The 16947-nt window shown below is 58.6% G+C and carries 21 protein-coding genes; 13 read left to right on the forward strand and 8 right to left on the reverse strand.

Going from position 1 to position 16947, the window contains the following annotated elements:
- Positions 1 to 40: 40 nt before the first annotated feature.
- The 3 genes from K3819_RS28195 to K3819_RS28205 all read left to right on the forward strand — a co-directional run bounded on the left by K3819_RS28195 (position 41) and on the right by K3819_RS28205 (position 3800).
- The gene (locus K3819_RS28195) at positions 41 to 325 is read left to right on the forward strand and encodes a hypothetical protein (protein ID WP_007951881.1); all 285 of its coding nucleotides are present in this window, start codon (positions 41 to 43) and stop codon (positions 323 to 325) included.
- 191 nt (positions 326 to 516) lie between these two features.
- Positions 517 to 762: a TIGR02647 family protein gene (locus tag K3819_RS28200; RefSeq protein WP_007951883.1), complete on the forward strand. Its 246-nt coding sequence runs from the start codon at positions 517 to 519 to the stop codon at positions 760 to 762.
- Positions 763 to 956: 194 nt separating this feature from the next.
- Positions 957 to 3800, forward strand: coding sequence for a class I adenylate cyclase (locus tag K3819_RS28205; protein ID WP_221398324.1), 2844 nt, complete (start codon positions 957 to 959; stop codon positions 3798 to 3800).
- A gap of 6 nt (positions 3801 to 3806) precedes the next feature.
- Here K3819_RS28205 and rnk read toward each other — a convergent pair whose 3' ends face one another.
- The 3 genes from rnk to cyaY form a co-directional block, all read right to left on the reverse strand.
- Positions 3807 to 4217, reverse strand: a complete 411-nt coding sequence (rnk, locus tag K3819_RS28210; protein ID WP_007951886.1) for a nucleoside diphosphate kinase regulator — start codon at positions 4215 to 4217, stop codon at positions 3807 to 3809.
- A 128-nt stretch (positions 4218 to 4345) separates the two neighbouring features.
- Positions 4346 to 4570: a DUF1289 domain-containing protein gene (locus K3819_RS28215; RefSeq protein ID WP_221398325.1), complete on the reverse strand. Its 225-nt coding sequence runs from the start codon at positions 4568 to 4570 to the stop codon at positions 4346 to 4348.
- 4 nt (positions 4571 to 4574) lie between these two features.
- Positions 4575 to 4907 (reverse strand): iron donor protein CyaY, encoded by a 333-nt coding sequence (gene cyaY / locus K3819_RS28220; RefSeq protein ID WP_007951887.1) that lies wholly within the window; start codon positions 4905 to 4907, stop codon positions 4575 to 4577.
- 319 nt (positions 4908 to 5226) lie between these two features.
- Here cyaY and lptM point away from each other — a divergent pair, with 319 nt between their 5' ends.
- From lptM to K3819_RS28250, 6 genes are read left to right on the forward strand one after another with little or no spacing between them, the layout of a single operon-like run.
- Positions 5227 to 5400, forward strand: coding sequence for an LPS translocon maturation chaperone LptM (lptM, locus tag K3819_RS28225; RefSeq protein WP_082934452.1), 174 nt, complete (start codon positions 5227 to 5229; stop codon positions 5398 to 5400).
- 9 nt (positions 5401 to 5409) lie between these two features.
- On the forward strand, positions 5410 to 6657 hold the full coding sequence (gene lysA, locus K3819_RS28230) for a diaminopimelate decarboxylase (protein ID WP_064600345.1): 1248 nt from the start codon (positions 5410 to 5412) through the stop codon (positions 6655 to 6657).
- 4 nt (positions 6658 to 6661) lie between these two features.
- On the forward strand, positions 6662 to 7492 hold the full coding sequence (gene dapF, locus K3819_RS28235) for a diaminopimelate epimerase (RefSeq protein ID WP_011336523.1): 831 nt from the start codon (positions 6662 to 6664) through the stop codon (positions 7490 to 7492).
- Positions 7493 to 7505: 13 nt separating this feature from the next.
- Positions 7506 to 8231, forward strand: a complete 726-nt coding sequence (locus tag K3819_RS28240; RefSeq protein WP_007951894.1) for a DUF484 family protein — start codon at positions 7506 to 7508, stop codon at positions 8229 to 8231.
- A 2-nt stretch (positions 8232 to 8233) separates the two neighbouring features.
- The gene (gene xerC, locus K3819_RS28245) at positions 8234 to 9133 is read left to right on the forward strand and encodes a tyrosine recombinase XerC (protein ID WP_085612059.1); all 900 of its coding nucleotides are present in this window, start codon (positions 8234 to 8236) and stop codon (positions 9131 to 9133) included.
- A complete protein-coding gene (locus tag K3819_RS28250) occupies positions 9130 to 9834 on the forward strand; it encodes an HAD family hydrolase (RefSeq protein WP_221398326.1) in 705 nt (234 codons plus the stop codon). The genes xerC and K3819_RS28250 overlap by 4 nt, the downstream gene beginning before the upstream one ends.
- 65 nt (positions 9835 to 9899) lie before the next feature.
- On the opposite strand, the gene sutA is transcribed toward K3819_RS28250, so the two are convergent.
- From sutA to glnK, 4 genes are all read right to left on the reverse strand, one after another.
- Entirely contained in the window at positions 9900 to 10226 is a 327-nt protein-coding gene (gene sutA, locus K3819_RS28255) for a transcriptional regulator SutA (protein WP_007951900.1), read from the reverse strand.
- 102 nt (positions 10227 to 10328) lie between these two features.
- On the reverse strand, positions 10329 to 10754 hold the full coding sequence (locus K3819_RS28260; RefSeq protein ID WP_039765261.1) for a secondary thiamine-phosphate synthase enzyme YjbQ: 426 nt from the start codon (positions 10752 to 10754) through the stop codon (positions 10329 to 10331).
- 215 nt (positions 10755 to 10969) lie between these two features.
- Positions 10970 to 12307 carry an ammonium transporter gene (locus K3819_RS28265; protein ID WP_007951904.1) on the reverse strand — a complete coding sequence of 446 codons (1338 nt, stop codon included), beginning with the start codon at positions 12305 to 12307 and terminating at the stop codon, positions 10970 to 10972.
- Between the two features lie 37 nt (positions 12308 to 12344).
- A complete protein-coding gene (glnK, locus tag K3819_RS28270) occupies positions 12345 to 12683 on the reverse strand; it encodes a P-II family nitrogen regulator (RefSeq protein WP_002555808.1) in 339 nt (112 codons plus the stop codon).
- A gap of 398 nt (positions 12684 to 13081) precedes the next feature.
- Here glnK and K3819_RS28275 point away from each other — a divergent pair, with 398 nt between their 5' ends.
- Positions 13082 to 13342 carry an accessory factor UbiK family protein gene (locus tag K3819_RS28275; RefSeq protein WP_007920416.1) on the forward strand — a complete coding sequence of 87 codons (261 nt, stop codon included), beginning with the start codon at positions 13082 to 13084 and terminating at the stop codon, positions 13340 to 13342.
- A gap of 401 nt (positions 13343 to 13743) precedes the next feature.
- Complete coding sequence (locus K3819_RS28280) at positions 13744 to 14265, forward strand: Bro-N domain-containing protein (protein ID WP_169432436.1); 522 nt, start codon at positions 13744 to 13746, stop codon at positions 14263 to 14265.
- Here the strand turns inward: K3819_RS28280 and K3819_RS28285 are convergent.
- Positions 14260 to 14529, reverse strand: coding sequence for a HigA family addiction module antitoxin (locus K3819_RS28285; protein ID WP_064379873.1), 270 nt, complete (start codon positions 14527 to 14529; stop codon positions 14260 to 14262). The two genes, K3819_RS28280 and K3819_RS28285, sit on opposite strands and share 6 nt — an antisense overlap.
- A gap of 419 nt (positions 14530 to 14948) precedes the next feature.
- Here K3819_RS28285 and K3819_RS28290 point away from each other — a divergent pair, with 419 nt between their 5' ends.
- Positions 14949 to 15122 (forward strand): hypothetical protein, encoded by a 174-nt coding sequence (locus K3819_RS28290; RefSeq protein WP_165369534.1) that lies wholly within the window; start codon positions 14949 to 14951, stop codon positions 15120 to 15122.
- Between the two features lie 41 nt (positions 15123 to 15163).
- On the forward strand, positions 15164 to 16780 hold the full coding sequence (locus K3819_RS28295; RefSeq protein ID WP_221398327.1) for an anti-phage dCTP deaminase: 1617 nt from the start codon (positions 15164 to 15166) through the stop codon (positions 16778 to 16780).
- The last annotated feature ends 167 nt before the right edge of the window (positions 16781 to 16947 follow it).

Genomic DNA, 16947 nt, shown 5'->3' on the forward strand with positions numbered 1-16947 from the left:
GAATGCGGGTAAACTGGCGCCTTTCCTTGAGGAGCCTGCCATGAGCGAGCCGACTGACATCGACAATGATGAAGAAGAGTTCACCGAATCGACGCTGATCGAAGCGATCGAGAACCAGATCGAAAGCGACAACCCGCCAGCGGCCAAGGCAACCTTCAACAAGCTGACGCTGGTCGGTTACGAACGCGATGACATCCTGAATCTGATGGCCCACGTGCTGGCCTGTGAAATCGACGCGATGCTCGACGAAGACCGCGCGTTCGATACCGAGTGGTACGAAACCGCGCTGCGCGCACTGCCCGAGCTGCCACCGGAAAAGCAGTAAACGGCCCCGCCCTGTGGGAGCCCGCCTGCTCCCACACAATTTGTCACCCATCTGCGCGGTCTTCTGCCGCTCCCTGACTACACTGGAATCCACCCCGGGACAAAAACCCTGACACGCGCACTGGACAGGCCGCGCCGGCAGGTTCACCTTAGGGGCGCTGTCGTCCAATTCCTAGAAAGTCTGGAGTCCTTATGTCGCTTACCCCTGAGTTGGTTGCCGAACTGGAAGTCCTCGCACTCTTCAACCTGGACAGTTCCCAGGAAGGTCTGAAAATTCATCAGACCGCTGCCCCGAAGCACATTGCCGCCGCACAACGCCTGTTCGAAAAAGAACTGACAGACCAGCCTGATGGCGGTTACCTGACCAGCCTCGGTCGCGATGCCGCACAAAACGTGCAAACCGTACTGACGATTCTCAAAGAGCAGCAAACCGCCTGATCCTCCCGACTTTGCCCACGGAAACCCCTGTCACGGGATTTCCGCGGGCCAGCCATGAACATCGTCCATCACCGCGCGATAGAAATCTGACGTCAAAAAACAAATTCAGCTTAAAACTCCTGCCGCTCAGGCGCTAAACTCCCGGACACCCGAGACCCCTTGCCTCCGAGCCCTGCGCGCCGGTTTGAGCCGACATGACCCGCACCCATGAAATCCGCCCCGACCTGGACGAAGGCATCGACCGCAAGGTACTCAGCCAGCTACGTGCACGCTTTCTGAAACTCAATGAAGGCCGCCTGAACCGGGCGCGGGAAGGCCTGTCGACGCGCCAGCAAAGTGTGCTGACGTTGCTGCCGCTGTTTTTTCACGTTAATCATCCGCTGTTGCCGGGTTATGTCTCGGGCAGCACGCCGGCCGGGCTGTCGAATTACGAACCGGACGCCGAGACGCTCGCCGAAGCCCAGCGCCTGACCCGCTCGTTCTCCTACAAGCCGCGTCACGGCAGCAACCCGCCACGACCGATTCACGGCCTGTTCCTGATGGGCAGCCTCGGCACGCTGGCCCAGGCGGACCAGAGCGACATGGACGTGTGGGTCTGCCACGCCCCCGACCTGAGCGACAGTGAGCTGGCCGAACTGCGCAAGAAGTGCCAGTTGCTCGAAACCTGGGCTGCCAGCCAAGGGGCCGAGGCGCACTTCTTCCTGATCGACCCGGTGCGTTTCGTCAAAGGCGAACGCGACACTCAACTCAGCTCCGAAGATTGCGGCACCACCCAGCACTATCTGCTGCTGGACGAGTTCTACCGCACCGCGATCTGGCTTGCCGGGCGCACGCCGATCTGGTGGCTGGTGCCGGTCTACGAAGAACGCGCCTATGACGCGTACACCCATACCCTGATTTCCAAGCGCTTCATCCGCAACGATGAAACCCTCGACCTGGGGCCGATGGCGTACATTCCACCGGGCGAGTTCGTCGGCGCCGGGCTGTGGCAACTGTTCAAGGGCATCGAGTCACCTTACAAATCGGTGCTCAAGCTGCTGCTGACCGAGGTCTACGCCAGCGAGCATCCACATGTGCAGTGCCTGAGCCTGCGCTTCAAGCAGGCGGTGTTCGCCAACCGGCTGGATCTCGACGAGCTGGATCCGTACATGGTGGTCTACCGCCGGATCGAGGAATACCTTACTGCGCGCAATGAGCCGGAACGCCTTGAGCTGGTTCGACGGGCGCTGTACCTCAAGGTCAACCGCAAGCTCACCGGCAACAGCCGAACCCAGAGTTGGCAGCGTTCACTGCTGGAAAGACTGGCCAGTGAATGGCATTGGGATCAGCGGCAACTGGCGCTGCTCGACAGCCGCAGTCAGTGGAAAGTCCGCCAGGTCAGCGCCGAACGCCGGGCGCTGGTGAACGAACTCAATTACAGCTATCGCTTCCTGACCCAGTTCGCTCGCGCAGAGCAGACCGTCAGCCTGATCAACAAGCGCGACCTCAACGTTCTCGGACGGCGCCTGTATGCGGCGTTCGAGCGCAAGGCGGACAAGGTCGAGTTCATCAATCCCGGCATCGCCCCGGACCTGGCCGAAGACACGCTGACTCTGGTGCAATCGCCGAACAAAAAGGAACCGGGCCAAACCCAGTGGGGCCTGTACAACGGCAGCCTGACAGCGCTGGAGTGGGAACACTTCGCACCGATCAAGCGCAGCCGCGAGTTGCTGGAATTGTTGACCTGGTGCCACCGCAACGGCGTGATCGACAGCAGCACCCGACTGGCCCTGCACCCCGGCACCAGCGACATGAGCGAGTTCGAGCTGTTCAACCTGCTCGGCAGCCTGCAACAGAGCATCCCCCTACCCTTGCCGACCGTTGCCGAAGAACCGCTGCTGCGCGCCGCCGTGCCGAACGAAGTCTTGATGCTGGTGAATGTCGGGGTCGATCCGCTCAAGCATCACCGCGACCTGAACATCCTGATGACCACCGAGCGTACCGATTCGCTGAGCTACGCCGGTGTGCGCGAGAACCTGGTGTTGACCTTGGATCAGGTCACGCTCAACAGCTGGAACGAAGTGCTGGTCAACCGCTTCGATGGCCCGCATGCCCTGATGGACTGCCTGCGCGATTACCTCAACAATCTGCCGCGCGGAGCGCAACAACCCTCGCTGCGAGTGCGCTGCTTCTGTCACAACCGCGCGCAATTCATCGCGCGCCGGGTGGAAGAAATCATCGACACCGCGCAGACCCTGTTGCTCAGCGACCTGAATCACCGCTACCTGATCCAGGTGCAGCAGCATTACCACGTTCTGGAACTGGTGCCGGGCCAGGTCAGCCATGTCGCCCTCGCCACCCTGCCGGCGCTGCTCGATTACCTGGGCGAGGAACAGCCGCGCTACAGCCCGCTGCACCTGGACCCGATGGCGCTGGAAGACCACGACCTGGCGCTGATCCTGCCGATGGGCCAGCCTGAATGCATTCAGGTGTTCTACCGGATCACCGAACAAACCGCCGAGCTGTACGTGCTCGATGAGTTCAACGCGCTGTGGCAACAGCACTTGCCCTTTCACGACGAGCAAAGCCTGTTGGTGCCATTGCAGCGGTTCCTGCAGTCGATCCAGTTCCGTCGCGAAGCGCTGCTGCCGATGGATTCGAACCATGCCGCCAGTCTTGAAATCTTGTATTACCAGTTATTGCCATCAGGACCGGGACGCGCGCGACGGGTCGAAATGCGCCCGGCGCCGCAGACGCCGGTCAACAAACCGTTCTACGACGTGCAGGCGATCGTCGGCAAAGCCGCACCCGGCGAAGTGCAGGTCACGCTGTATTGCAATCAACGGGAATTCAGCGAGCTGGAACATGGCGACCAGCTTTTCAGCGTGGTCGCCCGGGAGATCGTCGGACAGCGTCGGGAAACCGAGCGCTACCGCTGCTACATCACCGACCTGGACCTGTCGGGTGTGATCGGTGACGGGCAGAGTTCAAGCAATCTGTATCTGCGTTACAAGGCCGACCTGGAACGCTCTCTGAACGAGGCGCTCGAGCAGGTCTGAGGCGGGTTACTCCGGGAAATCACCGCCGTTGGCCGGCTGCGATTCGACTTCGAGCAAAGTCAGTTTCAGGGTCTTGCCACCCGGAGCCGGCCAGTCGATGTGCTGACCAACCTTCAGGCCCAGCAGCGCACTGCCGACCGGAGCGAGGATCGAGACTTTGCCTTCGTCGGCGTTGGCGTGCTTCGGATAGACCAGGGTCAGGTGGTAGTCCTTGCCACTGCTTTCTTCGCGGCAGTGCACACGGGAATTCATCGTCACGACATCGGCAGGCACTTCATCGTGACCGACCAGGGTATCGGCGCGGTCCAGTTCGGTTTGCAGCGCGATCACGCCCGGCAGCGTGTCATCCAGGCTGTCGATCAGGCGCTCCAGACGTTGCACGTCCAGACGGGTAAGGGTGATGGAAGGTGCGGTCATGATCCGGGCAGACTCCTTTCTTCTGCACACAAAAAAAGCAAAACCCCGCCAAAAAAGACGGGGTTTTCACCAGGCCTCGATGGGTTGAGGCGTTTCCGGACACTACCACAGCTCAAAAAATATACAAGCTACGCTCCGGTGAGCTGCCGGCGCTGAGCCGCCTGCGCACAAATCACCCGGCGGCGCGCGTCATCGGCCGAGCGCCACTCGCGGATGTCTTCGACATGACGCATGCAACCGAGGCAGATCTTCTGCTCATCCAACCGGCACACGCCGGTGCACGGCGAAGGCACGGCCGGGCTGACGTTGCTGTAGAGCGGCTTCGGCGGACGGACGGGCGCAGTATCAATCACGAAATCACAGGCCTTCGAAATCGAATTCGGTGCCAGCCTGCTGCTTGACGATGCGCTCGAGCATTTCGCCCAGCTGCTCTTCGCTCTTGTCGCACATCCAGCGTTCGCTTTCTTCGTCGTAGTCGAAGTGGAAACCGCCAGACACGGCGGCCAGCCACAGCTGACGCAACGGTTCCTGACGGCTGAAGATCAGCTGGGTGCCGTTCTCGAACTTGACGGTCAGCACACCGGCCGAGTTCTCCATGTCGATGTCCAGGTCGCTGTCGTCGAAGATGTCTTCCAGTTTTTCCTGGGTTTCATCGACCAGATCGTGGAAACGGGCTTCGGACAAACTCATTGCGGCAACCTCAAAAAATGTCTGATCAGGCTCAAGCGCCGCAAGATACGGACGCCGCCGGCCGATTGCAAAGGATAACGACCAACAACCCTGCCTGCATTGTCTCCTGTGGGAGCGAGCCTGCTCGCGATTGCGGTGGATCAGACACGCGGATGTTGAAGGTGCCGACGCTATCGCGAGCAGGCTCGCTCCCACAAGGATTGCACTTGATCGACCCGCCTGCGGGCAAGCCCCGCCGGACGGGAGTTCCGTCGCATAGGCAAGCTGCCGGGTGGCCGGTATACTCCGGCGCAATTAACGCATTTTCAAGGATTTCGCCATGAAGCGCCTGATCTCTTCCCTTGCTGCGCTCGTCGCGGTTGCCTGCCTTGTTTCGGCTTGTGGTCAAAAAGGCCCGCTGTACCTGCCCGATGAAGATCAGGACCCGGCCGAGCAAGCCCAGTCTTCGCAAAAGCAGCCTGCCTCCAAGGCACACAAGCACGACGTTTACTAAGGGATCGCCATGGACGCTTTTAACTACCGTGGCGGGGAGCTGTTCGCGGAAGGTGTGGCGCTGTCCGCCATCGCCGATCGCTTCGGCACACCAACCTACGTCTACTCCCGCGCCCACATCGAGGCCCAGTACCTGGCCTATGCCGATGCGCTGGCCGGCATGCCGCACCTGGTGTGCTTCGCGGTCAAGGCCAACTCCAACCTCGGCGTCCTGAATGTCCTGGCCCGTATCGGCGCCGGTTTCGACATTGTCTCCCGTGGCGAGCTGGAACGTGTTCTGGCCGCCGGCGGCAGCCCGGACAAGATCGTGTTCTCCGGCGTCGGCAAGACCCGTGACGACATGCGCCGTGCGCTGGAAGTCGGCGTGCACTGCTTCAACGTCGAATCCACCGACGAGCTCGAGCGCCTGCAAGTGGTCGCCGCCGAGCTGGGCGTTCGCGCGCCGATCTCGCTGCGCGTGAACCCGGACGTCGATGCCGGCACCCACCCGTACATTTCCACCGGTCTCAAAGAGAACAAGTTCGGCATCGCCATCGCCGACGCCGAAGACGTGTACGTGCGTGCCGCGCACTTGCCGAACCTGGAAGTGGTCGGCGTCGACTGCCACATCGGTTCGCAACTGACCACTCTGCCGCCGTTCCTCGATGCCCTTGATCGCCTGCTGGATCTGGTCGATCGCCTTGGCGATTGCGGCATCCACCTGCGCCACATCGATCTCGGTGGCGGCCTGGGTGTGCGTTATCGCGACGAAGAGCCGCCATTGGCTGCCGATTACATCAAGGCTGTGCGCGAGCGCCTGGTCGGCCGTGATCTGGCGCTGGTGTTCGAACCGGGCCGCTTCATCGTCGCCAACGCCGGCGTGCTGCTGACTCAAGTCGAATACCTCAAGCACACCGAGCACAAAGACTTCGCCATCGTCGACGCGGCCATGAACGACCTGATCCGCCCGGCGCTGTACCAGGCCTGGATGGACGTGACCGCGGTCAAACCGCGCGACACCGCTGCACGCAAGTACGACGTGGTCGGCCCGATCTGCGAAACCGGCGACTTCCTCGCCAAGGAACGCGAACTGGCGCTGGAAGAAGGCGATCTGCTGGCCGTGCATTCGGCCGGTGCCTACGGTTTCGTGATGAGCTCCAACTACAACACCCGCGGCCGTGCCGCCGAGGTGCTGGTGGATGGCGATCAGGCCTTTGAAGTGCGTCGCCGCGAAACCGTGGCCGAGCTGTTTGCCGGCGAAAGCCTGCTGCCGGAGTAACCCCATGCTGCTGCGTTTTACCAAGATGCACGGCCTGGGCAACGACTTCATGGTCCTCGACCTGGTCAGCCAGCACGCGCATATTCAGCCCAAGCACGCAAAAATGTGGGGCGACCGGCACACCGGCATCGGTTTCGACCAGTTGCTGATCGTCGAAGCGCCGAGCAATCCGGATGTGGACTTCCGTTACCGGATCTTCAACTCCGACGGTTCCGAAGTGGAGCAGTGCGGCAATGGTGCGCGCTGCTTCGCCCGCTTCGTGCTCGACAAACGCCTGACCGCCAAACGGCAGATCCGCGTCGAGACCAAGGGCGGCATCATCGAACTGGACGTGCGTAACGACGGCCAGATCGGCGTGAACATGGGCGCCCCGCGCCTGGTGCCAGCGGACATTCCGTTCCAGGCGCCGGAGCAGGCCCTGAGTTATCAGGTCGATGTCGACGGTACGCCGGTCGATCTGGCGGCGGTGTCCATGGGCAACCCCCATGCGGTGCTGCGAGTCAGCGATATCAACACTGCACCGGTGCATGAACTGGGGCCGAAAATCGAACACCATCCGCGCTTTCCGGCGCGGGTCAACGTCGGTTTTCTCCAGGTCATCGACCGCCACCGCGCACAACTGCGCGTCTGGGAACGCGGCGCCGGGGAAACCCAGGCCTGCGGCACCGGTGCCTGCGCTGCTGCTGTAGCGGCGATCAGTCAGGGGTGGATGGATTCGCCACTGTTGATCGACCTGCCGGGCGGGCGCCTGTCCATTGAGTGGGCAGGCCCCGGCCAACCGGTGTTGATGACCGGCCCGGCAGTGCGCGTATACGAAGGACAAGTGCGTCTTTGAGTGAGCAGAAGCCATGACCGATAAGCCTCAGGTACCCGCCCGACAGTCCGGTGAATCAGCGTCCGAGAGCCTGGAGGCGGCAGCGGTTGCCGCGTACCTGGAGGCTCATCCGGACTTCTTCGTCGAGCATGAAGAACTGCTGCCGTCCCTGCGCATCCCCCATCAGCGCGGCGATACCGTTTCGCTGGTCGAGCGCCAGATGGCCATCCTGCGCGACCGCAACATCGAGATGCGTCACCGCCTCTCGCACTTGATGGACGTCGCCCGGGACAACGATCGCCTGTTCGACAAGACCCGTCGCCTGATCCTCGCCCTGATGGACGCTGCCACTCTGGAAGATGTGGTGATCAGCGTCGAAGACAGCCTGCGCCAGGATTTCCAGGTGCCCTTCGTCAGCCTGATCCTGCTCGGCGATAACCCGGCCCCGGTCGGCCGCTGGGTGACCCACGCCGACGCGCAAACTGCCATCGGCGGGTTGCTCACCGAAGGCAAGAGCGTCAGCGGTAGCCTGCGTGAACACGAGCTGGACTTCCTGTTCGGCGAAGAGCAGCGCAAGCAGATCGGCTCCACCGCCGTGGTCGCCGTCAGCCACCAGGGCATCCACGGAATCCTGGCCATCGCCAGCCGTGATCCGCAGCACTACAAGAGCTCGGTCGGCACGCTGTTCCTCAGCTACATCGCCGAAGTCATGGGTCGCGTGCTGCCACGGGTCAACAGCTCCCTGCGCTCGGTACGCTGAACATGGAACGGCAACTGGACGCTTACTGCGAACACCTGCGCAGTGAGCGGCAGGTGTCGCCGCACACGCTGTCGGCCTACCGACGCGACCTCGACAAAGTCCTCGGCTGGTGCAACAAACAGAACATCGGCAGCTGGCAGGCGCTGGACATCCAGCGTCTGCGCAGCCTGATCGCCCGCCTGCATGCCCAGGGCCAGTCGTCGCGCAGTCTGGCGCGCCTGCTCTCGGCCGTGCGCGGGCTCTACCATTATCTGAATCGTGAAGGCCTCTGCGATCACGATCCGGCCACCGGCCTGGCACCGCCCAAAGGCGAACGCCGCCTGCCGAAAACCCTCGACACCGACCGCGCCCTGCAACTGCTTGAAGGTGCGGTCGAGGACGATTTTCTCGCGCGCCGCGATCAGGCGATTCTGGAGTTGTTCTATTCCTCCGGCCTGCGCCTGTCGGAGCTGACCGGGCTCAATCTCGATCAGCTCGATCTGGCCGACGGCATGGTTCAGGTACTCGGCAAGGGCAGCAAGACGCGCCTGTTGCCGGTCGGTAAAAAGGCCCGGGAAGCGCTGGAGCACTGGCTACCACTGCGGGCGCTGACCAATCCGGCGGACGACGCCGTATTCGTCAGCCAGCAAGGCCGACGCCTCGGCCCGCGCGCAATTCAGGTGCGGGTCAAACTGGCCGGCGAGCGCGAACTGGGGCAGAACCTGCACCCGCACATGCTGCGGCACTCCTTCGCCAGCCATTTGCTCGAGTCCTCCCAGGACTTGCGCGCGGTGCAGGAACTGCTCGGCCACTCGGACATCAAGACCACCCAGATCTATACCCACCTGGACTTCCAGCACCTGGCGGCGGTCTACGACAGCGCCCACCCACGGGCCAAACGCATGAAAGGCGACGATTCATGAGCATCCAGTTGATCACCTTCGACCTCGACGACACCCTGTGGGACACCGCTCCGGTGATCGTCAGCGCCGAAGCGGTTTTGCGCCAATGGCTGGGCGAGCATGCGCCGAATCTGGGCGCGGTGCCGGTGGAGCATCTGTGGTCGATCCGTGAGCGGGTACTGGCCAGTGAACCGGGACTGAAACACCGTATCAGCGCGCTGCGCCGGCGAGTGCTATTCCATGCGCTGGAGGACGCCGGGTATGCCCACGGCGAAGCGTCGGATCTGGCGGACAAGAGTTTTGAAGTGTTTCTGCATGCGCGGCATCAGATCGAAGTGTTCCCGGAGGTCGAGCCGATCCTGGAAACCCTCGCCAAACACTACGCTCTCGGGGTGGTCACCAACGGCAACGCCGATGTCCGTCGTCTCGGACTGGCGGACTACTTCAAGTTTGCGCTGTGCGCCGAAGACATCGGCATCGCCAAGCCGGATGCGCGCCTGTTCCATGAAGCGTTGCAGCGCGGTGGCGTGAGCGCCGAAGCCGCCGTGCATATCGGCGATCACCCGGGGGACGACATCGCCGGGGCGCAGCAGGCCGGTCTGCGAGCGATCTGGTTCAACCCCGCCGGCAAGGTCTGGGAAGCGGAGCGCCTGCCGGATGCCGAGATTCGCAGCCTGAACGATCTGCCCGCGGTGCTCGCCCGCTGGAACAGTCTCGGCTAGTTTTCTTTCGCCCATGAAAAAGCCCGCAGCGACGGCGGGCTTTTTCAGCAAGCAAGCGACACGCCTCAGATAGGGCGGCTGCCGTACTTGTTGTCTGGCTTCTTGGGCGGATCGGCGACCACGTTGGCCTCCACTTCCTGAACCTTGCCACCGCGCGCAAGGAACTCTTCCATGGCCTTGGCCAGGGCATCGCGCTCCTTGTTCTTGGCTTCGATGCTCGGCAACTCGTCGACCGATACCGCAGCCTTGGCCTTGCCTTTGGCAGCCGGGGCCGGCGTATCGTCACCGCCATCGTCTTCAGCAACGTCTTCCGCTGCTGCTTCCAGACCGTCTTCGGCCTCGTCTTCGTCGCCTACTTCGAGGTCGTCGTTTTCCAGATCATCGTCGCTCATGTTCTACCTCATGACTTGCGAAAAGCAGATTAGTTATAGACCAGCTTTGGCGACTGTCGAAAGTCGCCGGAAAAAAATCGGTAACCATTGGTGACCAACGGTTTATGCCCCTTCACCGTGCAAGGTGGCGAGGACTTTACGGGCACCGCCATGATCACGGTGCTCGCCCAGGTAAACGCCTTGCCAGGTGCCCAGTGCCAGTCGGCCCGCCGTTACCGGCAAACTGATCTGACAGCCCAGCACGCTGGCCTTGAAGTGCGCCGGGAGGTCGTCCAGGCCTTCGTCGTTATGCTCATAGCCGTCTGTTCCTTGTGGGATCAGACGATTGAAAAATCGTTCGAAGTCGCGACGTACCGCCGGATCGGCGTTCTCGTTGATGGTCAACGACGCCGAGGTATGCTGCAGCCACAAATGCAACAGACCGACCCGGCATGCCTTGAGTTCAGGCAGACCGGCGAGCAACTCGTCCGTCACCAGATGAAAGCCCCGGGGCCGTGCCCGCAGGGTTATCAGAGTCTGTTGCCACATACAGTTCTCCGCACGTTCGGGGCGCATTCTAGCGCGCTCTGGAAAAAAACAAAGGCCCTAATATTCCTTCAATGATGTAAGCCTTTGGCCGCAGAAAAACACTCGTCGTAAACACGACCAAAGCAGTACGAAAAATCCTTTCAGCTGTATCAGGGAAGACAAATTCCAGATAAAAAAATGCCCGGCAAGCCGGGCAAGTTTTTTGCGGCGCGTGCTTACAGGTTGTAGCCGCGCTCGTTGTGTTGTGCCAGATCCAGGCCGACCGATTCTTCTTCCTCGGTCACACGCAGACCCATCACGGCATCCAGCACCTTGAGGATGATGAAAGTGACGATGGCGGTGTAGATCACGGTGAAGCCGACGCCTTTGCACTGAATCCAGACTTGTGCGGCGATGTCGGTGACGGTGCCGAAGCCACCCAGCGACGGTGCAGCGAACACACCGGTCAGGATCGCGCCGAGGATACCGCCGATACCGTGCACGCCGAAGGCGTCCAGGGAGTCGTCATAACCGAGTTTGCGTTTCAGGGTGGTGGCGCAGAAGAAGCACACCACGCCTGCTGCCAGACCGATCACCAGGGCGCCCATCGGGCCCACAGTGCCAGCGGCCGGAGTGATCGCGACCAGACCTGCAACGACGCCGGATGCGATACCCAGTGCGCTTGGTTTGCCGTGGGTGATCCACTCGGCGAACATCCAGCCCAATGCAGCAGCAGCGGTAGCGATCTGAGTGACCAGCATCGCCATGCCGGCGGTGCCGTTGGCGGCCGCAGCGGAACCGGCGTTGAAGCCGAACCAGCCGACCCACAGCATCGCCGCGCCCATCAGGGTGTAACCCAGATTGTGTGGCGCCATCGGAGTGGTCGGGAAACCTTTGCGTTTACCCAGTACCAGGCAGGCGATCAGACCGGCCACACCGGCGTTGATGTGCACCACGGTGCCGCCGGCGAAGTCGAGCACGCCCCAGTCCCACATCAGGCCGCCGTTGCCGGACCAGACCATGTGCGCGATCGGTGCATAAACCAGGGTGAACCAGATGCCCATGAAGATCAGCATCGCGGAGAACTTCATCCGCTCGGCAAACGCACCGACGATCAGCGCCGGAGTGATGATCGCGAAGGTCATCTGGAAGGTGATGAACACCGCCTCTGGGAACAGCGCTGCCGGGCCGGTCAGGCTCGCTGGTGTGACACCGGCCAGGAACGCCTTGCCGAAACCGCCCACGAACGAGTTGAAGTTGACGACGCCCTGCTCCATGCCGGTGGTGTCGAACGCGATGCTGTAGCCATAAATGACCCACAGGACGCTGATCAGACCGGTAATGGCGAAGCACTGCATCATCACGGAAAGAATGTTTTTCGACCGCACCATGCCGCCGTAGAACAGCGCTAGGCCGGGAATGGTCATGAACAGCACGAGGGCTGTGGAAGTAAGCATCCAGGCGGTATCGCCGGAATTCAGGACTGGGGCTGCCACTTCGTCTGCCGCCATGGCCAGGCCGGGCATTACGATAGACAACAGGGCTCCTAGCCCTGCGAATTTACGCAGAGTCATATTGTTTTCTCCTGGGGCGTTGGGTTTGTGGCGGCGTTTAGATCGCGTCGGTATCGGTTTCGCCGGTACGGATGCGGATCGCCTGTTCCAGATTGACCACGAAGATCTTGCCGTCACCGATCTTGCCGGTGTTGGCAGCCTTGGTTATCGCCTCGATAACCCGATCCAGATCCTTGTCGTCGATGGCAACGTCGATTTTCACCTTGGGCAGAAAATCGACCACATACTCCGCGCCGCGATACAGCTCGGTGTGACCCTTCTGCCGACCGAAGCCTTTGACTTCAGTAACGGTAATGCCCTGCACGCCGATTTCGGACAGCGACTCGCGCACGTCGTCCAACTTGAACGGCTTGATGATGGCAGTGACTAGCTTCATGAAACTCTCTCCCGAATTGGTGGACTTGCCCCAGGAAAACAAACCCGACTCAAGTCTAAGCGCAGTGCCTGGCTTTGTAACGCTTCGTTGTCGACGCCAGCTAACCGCTCCAGACGAAACTCCCCGCTCCGTCTGCCGCACTGCATTCGTCACAGCGACTGCATCAGTGCATGGGTCGAGGGTGACTAAGCAGAAAGCTTGCCATCTCGCCAAAAACCACTGATTTCAATCCCTTGGCCGCTGCCACAGATGCCATCACCCAAATGGCACTCCGGATACGCACAACAACGGTGCGTGGCCGTGCATCCCGTTGCGCGAAAAGCGTGCATCCGTGCCTGCGCCAATGACTATAGACACTGCGTGATACACTGCCGGCCATTGTTTCCAGGACATATCCCATGCTCGCGCCCAAAGACTTCCTCGACGCCCTGAGCGGCACCGCCTCCCGCCTGTTCAGCGGCGACACGCCCTTGCCAAAAGCCGAAATCGAAAGCCAGTTCAAGATGCTGCTGCAAAGTGCCTTCAGCAAACTGGACCTGGTGAGCCGTGAAGAGTTTGACAGTCAGATGGTGGTGCTGGCGCGCACTCGCGCCCGGCTCGAGAGCCTTGAGGCGAAGGTGGCGGAGATGGAAGCGAAGCTGACGCCGCCGGCTGAGTAACACCTCGTGTCTTTGTGAATGCGGCCCCTTGTGGGAGAGGGCTTGCCCGCGAATGAAGGTCGGAACGACCTTCCCGCCATTCAGGATTCGCTGCCGAATCTCGGCAGAATCCTACAGCTTGCAACCCCGCCGTCCGATTGCGTCGTGAAGCCCTGATTCCTATGCTCACCCAATGCTGAATGTTCAGCACTGGGTTTGGCGACCCGGCAACATTTGACGCAGCGCGATGATGTTCGAACGAGGGAAATACTCCCACCTCGAATTATGGCGGCTGTGCGTGGGAGACCTTCGGGTCTGCCGGTTTTCGAATGTCCCGGTTCGCCAATCCGCGCATAGCTGCCACCCTTTTTGTTTGGCGACGATCAGAGGCAGCTTTCTTCACCACATTCGAGAACCGAGTCATGGACGAAAGCTATTTAATTCCCAACGTCTTCATCCGCCACAAACTCCACCTTCACGCCCTTCTTATCCAGAACCAACCTTGGTTCTCCGCCCGCGACCTGGGCCGCCTGCTGCACATTTACCTCAACGAACGCATGCTGCGAAAACTCGACCCCGACCAATACCAAACCCGCAAAACCCTGATCCACAACCAGATCGAAAACACCCTCCTGATTAGCGAATCCGGCATCTACGCCCTCCTCGTCTATCACTACTGCCCCGAATACCGAGCGCTACGCGAATGGCTCACCCATCAGGTTATCCCCACCCTGCGCGACGCCCAGCACCCCACAACAAGCGAACGCCCACAGCTAAGCCTGCTGAATTGGCCCGAGATGTCGTTGAGTTTGCTGCACTGGAATAACCAGCCGTGGATTCGGTTGCAGGATGTGCCATTGATGGTGGTAGAACGGGAAAAGCTAAAGCGCCCAGAACCGGGCACTTGGTGGAAGAGGGCTTCGCGGATGCTGCAATCGCTATAGGCCCGCATGCCGGAGCTGAGCCCTGCGTAAATCGTAAGTCGACTGAAGATTCATCCAGAACTCAGGTGTGGTGTTGAGGTGGATGGCCAGCCTGATTGCCAAATCGGCGCAGATCCTGAGCTGGCATTTCACAAGCTTTTCGATCTCGGTTTCAGGCCAGTTCGTGGGCATGGCCAAGTCCATGACCGTCATGCCCAATGGCTCCATGAATTCCTTATTCAGCACCTCGCCCGGATGAATCGGGCGCATACCATTGCGGTCCATTTTTTGCCTCCAGCAGCTGCATTGAGCGGCCAAACTGGAACATCCAATCCAGCTATTCAAGACCTCCGAACCCTTTCGCCGACGTCCTTCAGCAATTTGGGCATGGTCCTACAAGGATTAGCTCTCGCGCCTGATTCTAGCTCTTCTCTCTTTAACCTATGATTCGGCCGTCTGGCAGCAAATCTCAAAATGAGCTCCTCAGAACGCCTCAGATCAGATTCGAGCATTGCTTAAAGCCAGCGGCCTTCAAATCTCGTGGAGCTTCACCATGCAAATGTCAATTTTTCCAATCAGCTTGCCATCACTCCATCACAAGCTAATCTATGGCTTGCAAAGCCGTTGATTTCGTGATTATTGACTGTAGAATGCTCCGATTTTTAAAGTCAAACCTCGTATGCATTGAGAGGAAGGGAAACGAAATGAAGAGATCTGATGACACAAAAATTTATCAAAATGATAAATCGTCACGTCTGGACAACAATCAGAGCTCCAACATTATCGGCTTCGCCGCTTTCAAAGAAAAAAAAGCCGATGAAGAATATAAAAAAGCAATAAATAACATTTTGGCTCGCGCGCAAAAAGTTGACTGGTAACACACCAGCTCCTTTAGCTCGCGCAGGGAAAGGCGCGAAAAATGTCAGCAGTCCCCAAGGAAAGTCATCCTAAAAATAATGACAGCCATTCAAATATTCGAACAATTGGGGAACGCATAGAAGGTCGCCGCAGCGACGAAATAGTTATTGCGTTCTGCGGTCCCGTAGGCTGTAACCTTGCCGATGTAATACGAACTATTCGAGCTCAGTTCGAAGAGTACGGGTACCTAACCGAACACATTAAGATCAGCGATATAATTAAAGACTATTACAGAGAAAATGGACTACCTCCGAGACTCTCAAAATTGTCGTTGAACCCCTCGCCGGGTAAAGAGCGGTATACAACACTGCAAGACCTTGGAAATGATTTACGTCAACGCTTTGACTCCCAGATATTAGCTGCACTCACCATGGCAAAAGTAGCCGCAAACCGCGACATCGCCATGCGAAAAAATGATATAGAAAAACCGCCCAAAACGGTCTATATAGTTGACCAGCTAAAACACCCCGAAGAAGTTGAACTATTCAAACTCGTTTATGGAAACATATTTTATCTTATTGGTGTTTTGAGCCCGCAGAATGTCAGGTTCAATTACTTAACAAGAACTGAACGCATACCTGGTCACGACGCACAGTTCCTGATAGATCGGGACAGAGACGAGTTAAGAACTTCATATGGGCAAAAATTAGAAAAAACTGTCCAACTTGCCGATTATTTCATCCGAAACAATCAGGACTCTATTTCAAATCTGCTACATCCCTGCCAACGTTTCGTAGCTCTAGTACATGGAAAAAATGGTGTAACTCCTACCAAGGACGAATCAGGAATGTATGCTGCCTACTCCGCCTCGTTGAAGTCCGCTTGCTTAAGCAGGCAAGTGGGTGCTGCAATAGCGAACAAAGAGGGCAACATAATTTCTTTGGGATGGAATGACGTACCAAAGTTTGGAGGAGGGCTCTACACTTCAGACTCTAAAAACGATCAAAGATGTATTTACCATGGCGGAAAATGCTATAACGACATTCATAAGTCAGCACTCATTCAAGACATTGTAAAAATTGTTAGCCAAAAAATAACTGTAACCGACGACGTAAAAGACGAGCTAGCAAAACTAATTCAGAAAGAAACCAGAGCAGGATCAATCATTGAGTTTTCCAGAGCTATTCATGCGGAAATGGAGGCTATATTAGGACTCGCGCGCTCGCAAGGAAACTCTACTGACTCCTGCGTACTATATACAACAACATTTCCATGCCACAATTGCGCCAGACATATTATCGCTGCGGGAATCAAGCGTGTAGTTTACATTGAGCCTTACGAAAAAAGTCTCGCATTAGACCTTCATGAAGATGCAATTACAACCGATGAAAACCATGTCGGAAAAACCTTGTTTGAAACATTCTCAGGAGTAGCGCCGAGCAAATATGCATCATTCTTCATAGCTCGCGGCAACAGAAAGGATAGCTCAGGTTCGGCAATTGATATAATCAAAACTGACGCAACGCATATTGGAACGGAGTATCTTGACCCCTATCAAACAATCGAAGGAAAGGTTGTTCAAGACCTAATGTCCAAGGTATCTCCCTCTACACAACCAACTCCCCCTATAGATGTTCCTCCACCGCCGTCCTCTCCTACACCGCCAAGAGCGGCTTAAAAAATGAAGATGGTGAGAATATCTCTCCATCTTCTACTTAAAACTTAAACGCTTGTCGTTTTGTCCATAAAGTAAATCCAAGTAATATTTGGTTTATATTTGTCCTCGTAATCTCCCGCAAAACTCCACGCCCCCTACTACCCTTAAAAAACCCGCAGGAAGCGGCC

This window comes from Pseudomonas sp. 3-2, from assembly GCF_019710535.1.
In the GTDB taxonomy this organism is placed as follows: domain Bacteria; phylum Pseudomonadota; class Gammaproteobacteria; order Pseudomonadales; family Pseudomonadaceae; genus Aquipseudomonas; species Aquipseudomonas pharyngis.

Bases quoted from the DNA above. Each gene is read 5' to 3' on its own strand.
- K3819_RS28195 (WP_007951881.1), top strand. From the start codon at position 41: ATGAGCGAGCCGACTGACATCGACAATGATGAAGAAGAGTTCACCGAA.
- K3819_RS28200 (WP_007951883.1), top strand. From the start codon at position 517: ATGTCGCTTACCCCTGAGTTGGTTGCCGAACTGGAAGTCCTCGCACTC.
- K3819_RS28205 (WP_221398324.1), top strand. From the start codon at position 957: ATGACCCGCACCCATGAAATCCGCCCCGACCTGGACGAAGGCATCGAC.
- rnk (WP_007951886.1), bottom strand. From the start codon at position 4,217: ATGACCGCACCTTCCATCACCCTTACCCGTCTGGACGTGCAACGTCTG.
- cyaY (WP_007951887.1), bottom strand. From the start codon at position 4,907: ATGAGTTTGTCCGAAGCCCGTTTCCACGATCTGGTCGATGAAACCCAG.
- lptM (WP_082934452.1), top strand. From the start codon at position 5,227: ATGAAGCGCCTGATCTCTTCCCTTGCTGCGCTCGTCGCGGTTGCCTGC.
- lysA (WP_064600345.1), top strand. From the start codon at position 5,410: ATGGACGCTTTTAACTACCGTGGCGGGGAGCTGTTCGCGGAAGGTGTG.
- dapF (WP_011336523.1), top strand. From the start codon at position 6,662: ATGCTGCTGCGTTTTACCAAGATGCACGGCCTGGGCAACGACTTCATG.
- K3819_RS28240 (WP_007951894.1), top strand. From the start codon at position 7,506: ATGACCGATAAGCCTCAGGTACCCGCCCGACAGTCCGGTGAATCAGCG.
- xerC (WP_085612059.1), top strand. From the start codon at position 8,234: ATGGAACGGCAACTGGACGCTTACTGCGAACACCTGCGCAGTGAGCGG.
- K3819_RS28250 (WP_221398326.1), top strand. From the start codon at position 9,130: ATGAGCATCCAGTTGATCACCTTCGACCTCGACGACACCCTGTGGGAC.
- sutA (WP_007951900.1), bottom strand. From the start codon at position 10,226: ATGAGCGACGATGATCTGGAAAACGACGACCTCGAAGTAGGCGACGAA.
- K3819_RS28260 (WP_039765261.1), bottom strand. From the start codon at position 10,754: ATGTGGCAACAGACTCTGATAACCCTGCGGGCACGGCCCCGGGGCTTT.
- K3819_RS28265 (WP_007951904.1), bottom strand. From the start codon at position 12,307: ATGACTCTGCGTAAATTCGCAGGGCTAGGAGCCCTGTTGTCTATCGTA.
- glnK (WP_002555808.1), bottom strand. From the start codon at position 12,683: ATGAAGCTAGTCACTGCCATCATCAAGCCGTTCAAGTTGGACGACGTG.
- K3819_RS28275 (WP_007920416.1), top strand. From the start codon at position 13,082: ATGCTCGCGCCCAAAGACTTCCTCGACGCCCTGAGCGGCACCGCCTCC.
- K3819_RS28280 (WP_169432436.1), top strand. From the start codon at position 13,744: ATGGACGAAAGCTATTTAATTCCCAACGTCTTCATCCGCCACAAACTC.
- K3819_RS28285 (WP_064379873.1), bottom strand. From the start codon at position 14,529: ATGGACCGCAATGGTATGCGCCCGATTCATCCGGGCGAGGTGCTGAAT.
- K3819_RS28290 (WP_165369534.1), top strand. From the start codon at position 14,949: ATGAAGAGATCTGATGACACAAAAATTTATCAAAATGATAAATCGTCA.
- K3819_RS28295 (WP_221398327.1), top strand. From the start codon at position 15,164: ATGTCAGCAGTCCCCAAGGAAAGTCATCCTAAAAATAATGACAGCCAT.